At 42.7% G+C, this 14,281-nt stretch carries 13 protein-coding genes; all 13 read left to right on the top strand.

Features of this window, described 5'->3' with window-relative positions; translation table 11 throughout:
* Positions 1–67 precede the first annotated feature (67 nt).
* The 13 genes from EAX61_RS04580 (at position 68) to EAX61_RS04520 (ending at position 14,256) form a co-directional block, all read left to right on the top strand.
* Positions 68–679 (top strand): TIGR04282 family arsenosugar biosynthesis glycosyltransferase, encoded by a 612-nt coding sequence (locus EAX61_RS04580; protein WP_161555191.1) that lies wholly within the window; start codon positions 68–70, stop codon positions 677–679.
* A 64-nt stretch (positions 680–743) separates the two neighbouring features.
* Positions 744–3,959 carry a SusC/RagA family TonB-linked outer membrane protein gene (locus EAX61_RS04575; protein WP_121916493.1) on the top strand — a complete coding sequence of 1,072 codons (3,216 nt, stop codon included), beginning with the start codon at positions 744–746 and terminating at the stop codon, positions 3,957–3,959.
* Positions 3,960–4,300: 341 nt separating this feature from the next.
* Positions 4,301–5,740 carry a SusD/RagB family nutrient-binding outer membrane lipoprotein gene (locus EAX61_RS04570; protein ID WP_236641982.1) on the top strand — a complete coding sequence of 480 codons (1,440 nt, stop codon included), beginning with the start codon at positions 4,301–4,303 and terminating at the stop codon, positions 5,738–5,740.
* A gap of 422 nt (positions 5,741–6,162) precedes the next feature.
* The gene (locus EAX61_RS04565; protein ID WP_121916492.1) at positions 6,163–7,512 is read left to right on the top strand and encodes a sodium:solute symporter family transporter; all 1,350 of its coding nucleotides are present in this window, start codon (positions 6,163–6,165) and stop codon (positions 7,510–7,512) included.
* A 297-nt stretch (positions 7,513–7,809) separates the two neighbouring features.
* Positions 7,810–8,637: a metallophosphoesterase family protein gene (locus EAX61_RS04560; protein WP_121916596.1), complete on the top strand. Its 828-nt coding sequence runs from the start codon at positions 7,810–7,812 to the stop codon at positions 8,635–8,637.
* Positions 8,638–8,747: 110 nt separating this feature from the next.
* The gene (locus EAX61_RS04555; protein WP_236641981.1) at positions 8,748–9,236 is read left to right on the top strand and encodes a rhodanese-like domain-containing protein; all 489 of its coding nucleotides are present in this window, start codon (positions 8,748–8,750) and stop codon (positions 9,234–9,236) included.
* On the top strand, positions 9,237–9,422 hold the full coding sequence (locus EAX61_RS04550) for a hypothetical protein (RefSeq protein ID WP_121916490.1): 186 nt from the start codon (positions 9,237–9,239) through the stop codon (positions 9,420–9,422). It begins immediately after the preceding gene.
* Position 9,423: 1 nt separating this feature from the next.
* On the top strand, positions 9,424–9,630 hold the full coding sequence (locus EAX61_RS04545) for a hypothetical protein (protein ID WP_121916489.1): 207 nt from the start codon (positions 9,424–9,426) through the stop codon (positions 9,628–9,630).
* Complete coding sequence (locus tag EAX61_RS04540; RefSeq protein WP_121916488.1) at positions 9,620–10,225, top strand: TIGR04282 family arsenosugar biosynthesis glycosyltransferase; 606 nt, start codon at positions 9,620–9,622, stop codon at positions 10,223–10,225. Before EAX61_RS04545 ends, EAX61_RS04540 begins: the two co-directional genes overlap by 11 nt.
* 36 nt (positions 10,226–10,261) lie before the next feature.
* Positions 10,262–11,074: a purine-nucleoside phosphorylase gene (locus tag EAX61_RS04535; protein ID WP_121916487.1), complete on the top strand. Its 813-nt coding sequence runs from the start codon at positions 10,262–10,264 to the stop codon at positions 11,072–11,074.
* Between the two features lie 106 nt (positions 11,075–11,180).
* Positions 11,181–12,149, top strand: a complete 969-nt coding sequence (arsM, locus tag EAX61_RS04530) for an arsenosugar biosynthesis arsenite methyltransferase ArsM (RefSeq protein ID WP_121916486.1) — start codon at positions 11,181–11,183, stop codon at positions 12,147–12,149.
* A gap of 201 nt (positions 12,150–12,350) precedes the next feature.
* Positions 12,351–13,241, top strand: coding sequence for a sterol desaturase family protein (locus tag EAX61_RS04525; RefSeq protein ID WP_121916485.1), 891 nt, complete (start codon positions 12,351–12,353; stop codon positions 13,239–13,241).
* Between the two features lie 70 nt (positions 13,242–13,311).
* On the top strand, positions 13,312–14,256 hold the full coding sequence (locus EAX61_RS04520; protein ID WP_121916484.1) for a DUF547 domain-containing protein: 945 nt from the start codon (positions 13,312–13,314) through the stop codon (positions 14,254–14,256).
* Positions 14,257–14,281: the final 25 nt, after the last annotated feature.

The raw sequence follows: 14,281 nt of genomic DNA, 5'->3' as shown, positions 1-14,281 counted from the left end.
AACCGCCATACTCATCTTCGCCCAGAGCGCTCAGAAGGATGCACAACGCAAGTCTTTCAGACAGTCTGTGGCGCTTTTTGAGGAGCTTAATAGACAAACGATTGAGACTGTAGAAGATACGGGGCTTCCGTATTTTCATTTTTCGGAGAAGGAGCAGGTGGGGGATTCCTTTGGAGATAGGTTAACGCACGCGCTCTCGCAGGTGTATGCGCAAGGTTTTGAAAATGTCATTGCCATTGGGAACGACACGCCACATCTTTCGGCGGGTCATATTCTTTCGGCGGTGGCACAGTTGGAGACTTCGGCACTGGTGCTCGGACCCAGTACGGACGGTGGATTTTACCTGATGGGACTGCGCAGGAGCCATTTTCGCCCTGAGCAATTTAAAAACTTACCGTGGCAGTCGGCACAGCTGAGTGAAGTGATTATGAGTACGCTTTCGCGAAAGCGGAATTCCTTCAATCCGCAATTATTACCCACATTATCAGATATAGATACCCTTGCAGATGTGGCGGTGGTTGCCCAGAAAAAAGCAACACTTTCCCCGTGCTTATATCAAATCCTAAAAAATATCCTGAGCCGAACGCTTGTTCTTGCTCTTTCTTCTTTTGAACGCTTTTTTGAATCGCTTACGAAAGCACATTTCAATAAAGGCTCCCCGCAGTTCGCTTGTAGTTGATTTTTTTGACGACGCCATCTCGGTGTGTTGTCTATTGCTATTTTTTACAAACGAACATTCACCAATGAAACACTTTTACATAGGCATACTCTTGCTTTTTACGGCGAGTTTGTGCGCACAGACTACCATTACGGGAACGGTCACCAGCGCAGATGATGGAACGACCATCCCGTTTATTAATGTCATTCTTACAGGCTCAACACAAGGAACCGTCACTGCAGAAAATGGCTTTTATAGTATCGAGGTGCCAAACGCCACGAGCGTATTGCGATTTTCTGGACTAGGTTTTACCGCTCAGGAAATAACTGTAGGCAATCAGACACAGATAGATGTTGCGCTACAAGCTTCACAGGAAGGACTGGACGAGGTGGTAGTAACCGCTTTGGGCGTAAAACGAAATACTCGCGAACTAGGATACACCGTCCAAACGATAAAATCTGAAGATATAGACGAAGTGAAAAACGTCAATTTTCTGGACAACCTTGCTGGAAAATTAGCCGGAGTTACCATTACACAGGGTGCTACTGGCGTAGGCTCATCATCTCGCATAAGCATACGTGGTGAGGCTTCCTTCTCTAATAACAATCCGCTTTTTGTAGTGGATGGAGTTCCTATCAATAACAATACAGTCTTCAATTTTACAAACGAGGCGGCCGCGGGTTTTCAGGAAGTAGATTTTGGGAATGGCGCAATGGAGGTCAATCCAGATGATATTGCTTCGGTGTCTGTTCTAAAAGGTCCTAGTGCGGCCGCACTCTATGGAACGCGCGCTTCTAATGGGGTTATCGTGATCGAAACCAAAGACGGTAAAAACACAAAAGGCCTCGGCATCAGTATAAACTCCTCCATATTCTTTGACAGTGCTTTCCAGCTTCCCGATTTCCAAAATGAATTTGGGCAAGGGCAAGGCGGTGTGTTTGAATATGTAGATGGTCTCGGCGGCGGAATTTCAGATAATATTACCTACTCTTGGGGACCACGGCTGGATGCGGGGATTTTGATTCCGCAGTTTGATAGTCCGGTGACTTTGCCCGATGGTACGATTGTGCGTGGTGGAGATACGGCGCTCTATTCAGGATTGCCCATCACTCCGACGGAATTCCGTTCCAATCCGGACAACCTCAAAGATTTTTATCAAACTGGAATCACGACCATAAATAATGTATCGGTGGCCAATGGCTTTGACAAAGGCGATTACCGTTTTTCCTTTACTGACCTGCGTAGTGAGTCCATCATTCCGGGTGTAAATCTCGACAGACAGACCATTGCGACCAAACTCAACTTTCGACCGACGGACAAAACGAAAATTCGTGCGAGCATCAGCTATGTAAATGCAGGAAGTGACAACCGCCCGTCTAACGGTTACGGGAGCGAGAATGTAAATTACTCGCTCGTGGCTTGGGGACCACGCTCGTTAAATATAGACAGCCTTCGCGATTACTGGCAACCGGGACTTGAGGGCGTGCAACAGTATTCCTTTAACTACACGTTTTTTGACAACCCATTTTTTATTCTGCAAGAAAACAGAAACTCGTTTAATCGCGACCGTGTTTTTGGTAATGTAGCACTTACACAAACGCTTGCGCGAAATCTTGACCTGACCATACGCACCGGGATGGATTACAGCAACGAGCGCCGACAGTTCCTCAGAAACTTTAGCTCAAACCGTTTCCAAAACGGAGGCTATGCCGAACACGATGTATTCTTCAGAGAAATAAACACCGATTTCCTACTGAACTATAAAAATGACTTTGGCAACTTCTCATTAAATGCAAGCCTTGGCGGAAACAGACTGAGCCAAGTAGCTTCTACCAAACAAGTGCAAACCACCAATCTTGCACAACCTGGGATTTTTAACCTGAACAACGCGGCCTCGCCTATTGAGGCATTTCAATTTGAGTCCGAGAGACGTATTAATTCCTTTTACGGGATTGCAAAATTGGGTTATAAAAATTTCCTCTTTCTCGATGTAACGGGAAGAAACGATTGGTCGAGTTCGCTAGCGACACCATTTTCGGCAGATAATGTTTCCTTTTTCTATCCTTCGGCGAGTGTGAGCTTTATTGGGTCTGAGGTTTTTGCTTTGCCAGAGGCGGTGAGTTACTTACAATTTCGCGCAAGCGTAGCCCAAGTGGGTAACGACACAAACCCGTACCAAACTTCTGGTGCGTTTATCTCGCAAACACCTTTTGAGGGGCAACCCACTTTTAGCGCCCAGAATTTTATACCAAATGCTAATCTTCGTCCTGAGCAAACCACATCCTACGAGGTGGGTGCAGATGTACGTTTCTTTAAAGATAGACTGAATGTAGATTTTACCTACTACAATGCGCTTACCAAAGACCAGATTATCTCGCTCCCTATTGCGATTTCCTCAGGCTTTAATCAGCAGGTGGTTAATGGTGGCGAGGTCAGGACTTCTGGTATTGAGGTTATTGCTGGGATAACGCCAATTATAAATGACAACTTCCGCTGGAATACGACTTTTAATTTTAGTACAAATAAGTCTGTGGTAGAAAGTTTGCCACAATCTGACGGACGACTTACATTGGCCTTCTCACGCATTTATGACAGTGCAAACCAAACTGTTTTCTTCCAAGTAGAAGAAGGTGGCGAGATAGGCGATTTTTACGGAACGGGCTATCTTAAAAATGACAATGGCGACTTTATCATAGATGAAAATGGTCGTTTTATAGCTGATAATAATCTCCAAAAACTAGGAAACTACACCGCAGATTTTAATCTGGGCTGGAACAATGAATTTCGCTTTAAACAGTGGAGCGCATCCTTCCTTCTGGACTGGCGTCAGGGAGGCGAAATCGTCTCTAGAACCAGAGCTCTAGGAAACGTAGGAGGGCAACTCGCCGAAACCGCTTTCCGCCCAGAAGAGGGAATTATTGCCCAGGGTGTAGTCAATACGGGAACGGCGGAAAATCCAGTCTTTGTGCCGAACACAACCGCCGTGAGTGCAGAGAGCTATTACCGTCAGTTTTACGACCGTAATCACGAAGAGAACAATATATATGACGCCTCATTTTTAAAGTTGCGTCAGTTTTCGGTGGGCTATTCTTTTAAACTCAAGGAAGGATTCATCGGCTTAAAGGAAGGTGTAGATGTGGACTTGTCCATCATAGGTCGTAACCTTTTTGCCATTACCGAAAACCCACATTTTGACCCAGAACAATTGGCCGTACAAGGTCAAGGGTTTGTGAGTGGCGTGGAGGATTTGAGTTATGCGACGACGAGAAGTTTTGGGTTTAAGGCAGGGTTTAACTTTTGAAATCGAAATTGAAGTTGAAATCGAAATCGAAAATGACGTAGAACCGGACGGCTGGCGCCATCTGATGTACGATTTAGGACTTAAAAATGATTGGATTACGCTTTCGCGAAAGCGTAAACAAAAATAATAAAACATCGCGAACATCTCCCCTAGCCCCTCTTGGAAGAGGGGAACACTCGGAAGAATGTTTTGCTACGCAAAACTGAAATCGCAACAGTGTCCCTCTTTGAAGAGGGAGTCAGGGAGATGTTTAGCCAAGTTGAATGAAATAACAAATCTCGACCTGCGAGGTTTCCCCGCCGTAGGCGGGAACCTTGTAGGTCTGAACGAACAAGATAATTATGAAACAAATGACACCCTTTTTAAGTTGTATTTTCTTGCTCATACTGAGCAGTTGCTCCAATGATTTTGAAGAAATCAATACCAATCCTAACGACCCTGTGAGTGTGCAACCCAGTTTGTTGTTACGGCAGGTGATTTATGATTTTGGCGAGCAGATGAGCTACGAAGGCTTTGTGGCGGGAGACTTGTTGTCCCAACACCGTACGGCGTTGGATTTTAACCTCTTTGACCGTCACGCCTTGAAGTCGCCACAGTTGGGCGGAAATCCCTGGCCCATTTTTTATACTAATTTACGGGACAACGAAATCATTTTAAACCGTTCTCAGGAAAGTGAAACGTTTGCCGTTTATGAAGGCCCGGCCTTGATTTTAAAAGCCTATATGAGCGCAGGACTTACCGATTTGTTTGGTGATGTACCTTACTCAGAAGCTTTTAATGGAATTAATGGAACGGTTACTCCGGCCTATGATGCACAGGAAGATATTTACCTTGCCGAAGGTGGAATTCTGGACAATCTGAACAAAGGGATTGAGGCTATCGAAACGTACGATGATGTAATTGCGCTGGAAGGAGACATTCTTTTTAACGGAAATCTTGACAACTGGGTGCGTTTTGCAAACAGCCTTAAAATCAAACACCTGCTCCGTATTTCGGATAGAATAGACGTAGGTGCCGAGTTGCAAGCTATTTTTAATGAAGGAAACTACATTACGGACAATAGTCAAAATGCTGTTTTCAATTTCTCAAACACGGAGCCCAATAGTTTCCGTTTGGCACAATTGCGCGTGGGTGATTTTAACAATTTTGTGCTTTCAGAAACAATGGAAAATATCTTGGTCGATTTAGACGACGCAAGATTGAGCACCTTCTTCCGTCCAGCGACAAGTACAGGGGAATTTGACGGATTAATTAATGGGATTGATGCCACTTCGTCTGCTGCGGTGTTGGGCGATTTATCGCTAGCTGGAACGGCGTTTAGAGAAGATACATCGGTGCTGGATGCCAATTTTATGACCGCTTGGGAAACGACTTTTGCTCTTGCTGAGGCCGCACAGAGAGGTTTGATTACTGCAGATGCCGAAGGACTTTATGAAACTGGCGTAGCACAAGCCTTTGACTACTGGCAAACTGATATGCCAGATGGCTATCTGGATGGAAACGCATCATTTAATAATCCAGATAGCAGTCCGCTGGAGCAAATCATCACCCAAAAATGGATTGCAAACATCATTAACGGTTATGAAGGTTGGGTAGAGTATCGTCGCACGGGTTTTCCTGAATTTATGAATGTACAGGCAAGCCTGAACGAAGGATTGATTCCCGTCCGTATGCCCTATCCTTCTGAAGAAGAAGCACTGAATGCAGATAATTATCAAACTGCCTTTAACGCAACTGATGGGAATAGTCTGAATGTGAGAGTTTGGTGGGATGTGGAATAGACGTGAGATTTTAGATGTGAGATGTGAGAAATAAAACTAACTATCTAAGGTGGTTGAGTGTTTTCTATGAAGCGATAGCGGAATAGAAAAAGTATCGAAACCTCCGGAATGAAAATAACAATTAAAATGATCACTGTTGCGAACATCTCCCCTAGCCCCTCTTCAAAGAGGGGAACACTCAGACGTTGTTTTTTTGCTTTGCAAAAAAAATATCCGCAACAGTGTCCCTCTTCGAAGAGGGAGTCAGGGAGATGTGCCGACAGAGTTGAAATAAAACTAACTATCTAAGGTGGTTGTCCCGATAGCTATCGGGAGATTTTTAATTTTCGCCAAAGCGAAAACTAAAAATTGTATCGAAACCTCCGATGTAGAAATAACAATTAATAAAGGCGTGATGAGATATCCGCCTTCGCGGATAATATATGGACGTAACCATCTGGCAATGGATATTACTAATCGCCTCAAGTTTGGGGCTGTTTTTCCTGTCTCCACTTGCCAAAACTCCCGATGCCTTTTTTAAAGCAACTCATCGCAAGAAAGCGCCCAGCGCTTTTATGCTCACGGGAAGTCTCATCATTTCGTGGATATTTGCAAAGAGTATTACAAACGCGGCTAATCTAGGACTGAGTTTTGGTATTGTAGGCGGTGTGGCGTATGCTGGATATTACCTTTCATTTGCAGTGGCTGGAATAGTTATTTACCAAATGCGTAAAAAGGGCGGATTCGAAAGCATTCATCATTTTTTAAGCAGTCGTTTTGGGAAAGGGGCTATGCAACTTTTTTCCATTCTCATAGCTATTAGATTATTTAATGAGGTGTGGAGCAACACGATGGTCATTGGTTCCTATTTTGGTGAAATGGGGAGTGCACCGTATTATTGGGCGATTCTTGTTTTTACCATTTTAACGCTTGCCTATGCTCTTAAAGGTGGGTTGAGCAGCTCCATATTTACAGATGTCATCCAGATGGGGCTTTTTGCCATTTTGCTTTGTGTGATTCTGTGGAGCATATTTTCGGTGGATGATTTTACGATCAAAGAAGCACTGACTTCTGGAACGTGGAGTTTTGACTTGGGACTGAATTTGCTTTTTGCGGCGCTCATTCAGTCGTTTTCGTATCCTTTTCACGACCCAGTGTTAACGGATAGAGCTTTTTTGAGTTCGCCAAAAATCACCCTACGCAGTTTCCTCCTTGCCTCTGTTTTAGGCGCATTTTCTATTGTGCTTTTTTCAATCATCGGAGTGTATGCGCAATCACAAGGAATGGAAGGGCAGGCAGCGGTGGAAGTTGGTAAAGCGTTTGGAGTGGTTATTTTACTGGTCATTAACTTTATTATGATTACCTCGGCGGCCTCTACGTTGGACAGTACCTTTTCTTCATTTTCAAAATTGCTTTCGGTGGATTTGAATTTAGGAAAGAACTTATCTTTCGGTCGATTGTCAATGGCGGTTATTGCGGTTTTGGGAACTATTCCCGTGTTCCTAAACGCAGAAATACTGAGCGCCACGACCATTTCGGGAACGATGGTGATTGGGCTTACTCCGGTGTTTTTATTTTGGCGAAAGCCAGCACCAAAAATCAGCTTTTATTTGAGTGTGATTAATGGGATTGTTTTTGGATTCGTACTCGTTTTTAACGTACTACCCTCGTCGCTCATTTTTACCACAGGAAAATATGCCGACTTACTCTGGACAAACGTCTGGGGCATCGGGGCGTGCATCCTTTTATATTTGATACCGGTATGGATAAACAGTAAAAAATCAGATGGTTGAAGATGGCCTAAGCGAACTTTACGTAAAAAATGATGTGAGTGTAGGGTTAAGCAAACTAGCGCCAGCCTAACTATTCTAATGAATATGAAATAATCTAAATAAATAGAGAATTTGATTTGAAAAATACTACGCCTTTAGTTTGCGCCGAAACGAGGGAAATTTTTAGTAAAGGTCGGTTCAGCCTAGCCTTTTTTGGTTCGTTTTTTTGGCAATGAAAAAAATGAACAGGTTAAATAAGAATAGCTGTTGGGCAAAACATATTACTATCAGATTGACTCTGAGAACAGTATAATTTATATGAGTAAAAAAATAATCGATTTAGGTACGCTTTCGCGAAAAGTCCTACTCTTTGGAGGAGTGTACAGCAATTTGCAGGCGCTGGAAACCCTAAAATCCATCGCCGAAAAGCACGGAATCCCTTCCGAAAATTGCATCTGTACCGGAGATATCGTGGGCTATTGCGCTCAACCCGAAGAAACGGTACAGCTCTTTAAAATCTGGGGTGCACAAAGTATCGCTGGCAACGTAGAAATCCAACTGCGGGAGGGCGCCGAAGATTGTGGCTGTGATTTTAGAGAAGGCTCGCGCTGTGATGGGTTTAGCCAACTGTGGTATCCTTACGCGCAAAGCAAACTGAGCAAAAATTCTCTTGAAGTAATGAGCCACTTGCCAGACCATATCCAGTTTACGTATGCAGGAAAGAAAGTGACGGTTGTACACGGTTCGTACTTTAATGTGTCAGAATTTATATTTAAATCGACGCCCTGGCAGGTGAAAGTGCCCAATTTTGAGGCTACCGATAGTGATGTGATCATTGGCGGACATTGTGGCTTACCTTTTGCAACGGAGCAAGATGACAAACTATGGCTCAATCCCGGCGTCATCGGGATGCCGGCCAATGATGGGAACACAGAAGTCTGGTATGCTATTCTAGATGATAGCGATGGGGTATTTCATTATAAGCATCATACCTTTGCCTATAATCATAAGCTCACGAGCGAGTTGATGCATAACGGGGTATTGCCCGAAGAGTATGCTCGAACCATCCTAACGGGGATTTGGGATAACACGGAGATTTTGCCACCCTTTGAAAGTGGATTACAAGGGTTTGGGGTGAAGCTATGAGAAATCGAACTTGAACTCGAAATCGAAGTTGCTATTTCGACCTGCGAGGTGTTGTTTTTGGCACAAAAACCTCCTTGTAGGTCTGAATGAACAAGATTAAATTATATAAAGTGAAAATTTATTTAAGCATATTACTTCTACTCTCCTTCGCCACAGCGATAGGACAGACCGATATCGATGTGTTGCTCAAACAATACAACACGCGGTCTGTTCCCTACATCTCCGTGCAGGAGCTCAAGATGGGCGCAGAGAACTATCTCATTCTCGATACTCGAAAAAAAGAAGAGTATGAGGTGAGCCATATTCCCAATGCCATTTGGGTTTCAGAAAAGGTAAATGATAGCATATATTCTTTCGCGAAAGCGGATAAAAGCAAACCAATTGTCGTCTATTGTTCCGTGGGAATACGCTCAGAGGATTTTGGGGAGAAGCTTAAAAAATTGGGTTACACCGATGTCCAAAACCTTTACGGAAGTATTTTTGCGTGGAAAGACGAGGGTTACGACGTGGTAAATGCACAAGGAAAAGTGACTGACAGCGTGCACGTGTATTCTAAAGTCTGGGGGAAATACCTGAAAACTGGCAAAAAAGTATATTAAATGAACAAATACATACCTATCATATTTACAATTCTCATCATCGGAGGTTTCGGTCTTCTGGCCTATCATCTTACGAATGAAACGTCAGACTGGAAGGACTACCTTTCAAGTTCGCTTATAATTGTGGCAAACATCGGGATGTTCATCGCCATCAAGAAAGCTGATAGTTGGAATAATAAAAAATGAAATGAAAAAATCAACCATATTTCTCATCTTAGCTTGCCTTTTTGCCTTGTTTTTAATCATCGATATTATCGGTGTTTTTCAATGGTCAGACTTTAGTTGGAAAACTAATCAAGGTGCATATCTCACAATGTTATCTCACGCAGTTTTATTTGTAAGTCAGTTCTATTTATATAAAGATTTTAAGAAAAAGGAACAGAATGCAAAATAAAAACCTGCTCCTCATCTTTACCCGCAACCCCGAACTGGGCAAAGTCAAAACCAGACTTGCACAAGGCGTCGGTCAGGAAAATGCGCTTGAAATTTACAAGACATTACTCAAGCATACTCGTGATGTGGTTGCGCAAGTAGATTGTACACGACGTGTAGGCTACTCAGTCTTGGTGCGGGAAAATGATATTTGGGACGGTGCGCGTTTTGAAAAGTTTCAACAAGAAGGTGACGATTTAGGGGTTCGTATGCATAACGCTTTCGCGAAAGCGTACTCAGACGGCTACGAGAAAGTCCTCATCGTGGGAAGTGATTTATTTGACTTGCGACCAAAACATATCGAACAAGCCTTTATGGCACTCGATACTAATGATGTGGTTATAGGTCCCGCGCAAGATGGCGGATATTATTTGCTGGGGATGAATAAACTTGTAAAAGACGTTTTTTACAACAAAGAATGGGGTGGGGAAACGGTTTTTGAAGCGACGACGAAAGATCTGCAAAGCTACGAAGTAGCAACTCTAGAAACCCTAAACGATATCGACTTTGCCGAAGATTTGAAGCCCTATCCAGAGTTTGCACATTATTTAAAGTAGGGGAAAAACTTTATATTTAAAATTGAAAAAAATACTATGCAACAATTCATAAATCAAACTGCCGATTACCTGAAAGACAAAGGTTTTGACGCACCAGAAATCGGCATCATTCTAGGAACGGGTCTTGGCCAGTTACTTGACAAGGTTGATATCATAAAAACCGTAAGCTACAATCACATCCCAAATTTCCCCACAGCTACGGTAGAGTTTCACACCGGAAAACTCATATACGGGACTTTAGAAGGAAAAAAAGTGGTTGTGATGGAGGGACGTTTCCACGTATATGAAGGTTACTCGCTTACAGATGTCACGTATCCGGTGCGCGTGATGCACGCTTTGGGAATTAAAAAATTGCTGGTTTCTAATGCTTCGGGTGCGATTAATCTTGACTTTAAGAAGGGCGAATTGATGCTTATAGACGACCACATTAACTTGCAAGGTGGATCACCACTCGCCTTTAAAGGCGTCGAGCAGATGGGAGAGCGTTTTGTAGACATGAGTGCGCCGTATGATAAAGCGATGAACCAAAAGCTACGCGAGATTGCCAAAGAAAATAATATCAAGTTACATGAAGGTGTCTATGCTTCAGTCGTTGGACCGCAACTCGAAACGCGCGCCGAGTATCGCTATTTAAAAATCATAGGAGCAGATGCTGTAGGAATGAGTACGGTGCCAGAAATCATTGTGGCAAATCACTTAAAACTTCCCGTGGTGGCCGTGTCAGTTCTGACCGATGAATGCGACCCAGATAACCTAGAACCTGTAAATATTCCAGAAATTATAGAAATGGCTGGCAAAGCAGAGCCTGTTATGATTACCCTATTTACAGAATTAATTAAAACACTTTAGACTACGCTTTCGCGAAACGCTGAAGACGTCTTGAAAAAGCGTAAAAATAAAAAAGCATATACTATGAGATTTCCGCCTTCGCGGAAATGACAAAAAGAGATTTTCTATGAGCTACTTAGAAGCAACCAACGATTTATATAAAGAAGCTGCACTCACGCCAGATGTAGGACTTTGCTGTACCACAAACCCTGTATGGGAATTACCAGGCTTAAAAATTCCACAAATAATGCAGGAGATGAACTACGGATGCGGAAGCACCGTAAATGCTCGTGACTTAACAAACAACCCAAAAATCCTCTATGTAGGCGTAGGTGGCGGTATGGAATTACTGCAATTCTCTTACTTTAACCGTACGAAAGGCGGTGTTGTAGGTGTAGATGTGGTAGATGAAATGCTAGAGGCTTCTCGCAAAAACTTTAAAGAAGCAGAGGAATTGAACCCTTGGTTTAAAAGCGACTTTGTAGACCTTAAAAAAGGAGACGCACTCAACTTACCTGTTGAGGATAATTCTATAGATGTAGCTGCGCAGAACTGCTTATTCAACATCTTTAAAGCTGAAGATTTAAAACGTGCTATCGAAGAGATGTACCGCGTACTAAAACCTGGTGGTAGACTCGTAATGAGCGATCCTACCTGCGAGCAAGAAATGAACGACGCATTGCGCAACGATGATAGACTACGTGCACTTTGCCTTTCGGGAAGTTTACCTATTAAAGAATATGTAAAAGCACTTACAGATGTAGGTTTTGGGACGATAGAAATTAGAGCACGTAAGCCTTACCGTATTTTAAGTCCTGCAGATTATCCTACAGATGAACTTATTTACATAGAGTCTATTGAGATTGCCGCGATTAAAGATCCGATGCCAGAAGATGGACCTTGTGTCTTTACTGGAAAAGCAGCGATCTATTATGGATCTGAGTCTTACTTTGATGATAAGAAAGGACACGTACTGGATAAAAACCAACCACTCGCAATTTGTGATAAAACGGCCGGAGCCCTTGCAGATCTTGGACGTAACGATATTTTTATAAGTGAATCTACCTACCACTACGATGGGGGTGGGTGTTGTTAGGAAGAAGTGAAAGCCACCGACCTGCGAGGTGTTGTCTGAGGTACGAAGACCTCCTAGTAGGTCTGAATGAGATGAACAATTGTTCTTAAATTAGAACGCGTTTTGTTGAAATAGACCTACAAGGTTGCCTCCGGCGAAACCTCGCAGGTCAAGCAACGAATATGGATATGAGATTCCCGCCTTCGTGGGGATGCCAGAAATATGAACAAATACTGGGATAACATACTACAATCTTACTCCAACTACTGGGGATATTTTAAGCGCGAGATATTTTTCCAAAACGATTGGGACAACTATTTCTGGGGCTTGATTATCGTCTCGCTGGTGGTATGGGCACTGGAGATAGCTTTTCCGTGGCGTAAAAATCAGAAAATCTTTAGGAAAGATTTCTGGATGGATACATTCTATATGTTTTTCAATTTCTTTCTGCTCAACTTGATCGTTTTTATTGCTTTGACAAATACAGCGGCGTTATTCTTTGATGACGTTTTGGGATTGATAGGTTTAGAATTACAAGATCTTCAACTTTTTGATGTAGATACGCTGCCTTTTGGTGCCGGGCTGTTGATATTCTTTCTCATTTCAGATTTCGTGCAGTGGAATACGCATAGACTCTTGCACCGAGTTCCGTTTTTGTGGAATTTTCATAAAGTGCATCACTCGACTAAAGAAATGGCCTTTGCGGCGCAGATGCGCTATCATTGGGTAGAGCCTATCGTTTATAAGTCATTATTATATATTCCAATTGCGATAATAGGAGGTTTTGATTTGTCATATGTGGCAATTATTCATTTTACAGCACTCACTGTTGGGCATTTGAATCACGCTAACATTGGTTGGGATTATGGGCCGTTTAAATATATTTTCAATAACCCAAAAATGCACATCTGGCACCATTCTAAGGAATTGCCAGAGGATCATAGATATGGAGTGAATTTTGGACTTACGCTTAGTCTTTGGGATTATATTTTTGGAACGAGCCACGTGCCTCACGATGGTCGTGATATCGAACTGGGCTTTGAAGGAGATGAGAATTTTCCGAAGGATTTTGTGGGTCAGGTTACCTATCCTATGTCTGAAAAGAAGGAGTAATCTTACTCAGCGAGAAATTAGCTTTTATACGCTTTTACTAAAGCGGAATCATTTTTGCCTTTAATATTATATGAGAAACACAATTTATTTACTAGTTGCGATTATAATAGCTTCCTGCGGAAGCTCTAAAAGAACATCGCCCGCACCCCAATCTCCAGAGATTGTTACACAAACAGTCGTAACCGTACCTCAAAACGGATCCGGAACCACGCCAGATGTACAAGAGTCTGATAGTATAGAAACTCCCCAAACTCCAAAAGAAGATTGTGTGGAGTTACCAGAAGTTATTGAAGTGGTGCCTGCTCCAGAAACTCCAGAGATTATAGACGATAGTAATCAGTACTTGGATGAGATTGTGGAAGTTCGTACAACCTTTGACCACAGTAATTTCAATAAAATTCTCGTGCAAAATGTATCTAAAGCGGGGAATGTAAATTATGATGCGATAAAAAGAAATTGGTCCACGCTACGAGCTTATATTACCTCTTTGGGTGAAAATATGCCTACTGAAGATTGGTCTAGAAACGAAAAACTCGCATACTGGATGAATGCCTACAATGCAATGACGATAGATTTAATCCTTCGTCATCAGCCATTAGAGAGTATTAAGGATATTAAAGACCCTTGGAAGCAACGGTTTTGGAAATTGGGTGAGAAGTATTACAATTTGGATGAGATTGAGCATCAAATCTTGAGGAAAATGGGCGACCCGAGAATTCATTTTGGAATCAATTGTGCTTCTTTTTCTTGTCCGCCGTTGCTCAACGAAGCTTTTACGGCGGAGAAGGTTAATAGCCAACTCAAGAGCCTTGCCTCAAAGTTTATAAACGACCCAAAACGGAATACTATCACCACAGACCGCGTTGAGATTTCTAAAATCTTTGACTGGTTTGCTAAGGATTTTAAAACAAGCGGTTCTGTTATTGATTATCTCAATAAATATTCTGAGACAAAAATTTCGACAAATGCTAAGGTGCGGTATATGGATTATAATTGGGCGCTTAACGATCAGTAATGTTTTCCTAAAACTAGCTTAAGGT

The sequence above is a fragment of the Dokdonia sinensis genome (genome assembly GCF_003688895.1).
Taxonomy (GTDB): Bacteria; Bacteroidota; Bacteroidia; order Flavobacteriales; family Flavobacteriaceae; genus Dokdonia; species Dokdonia sinensis.
Note: the sequence above shows the minus strand (reverse complement) of the source record. Positions and strands in the feature narration are given on the sequence as shown.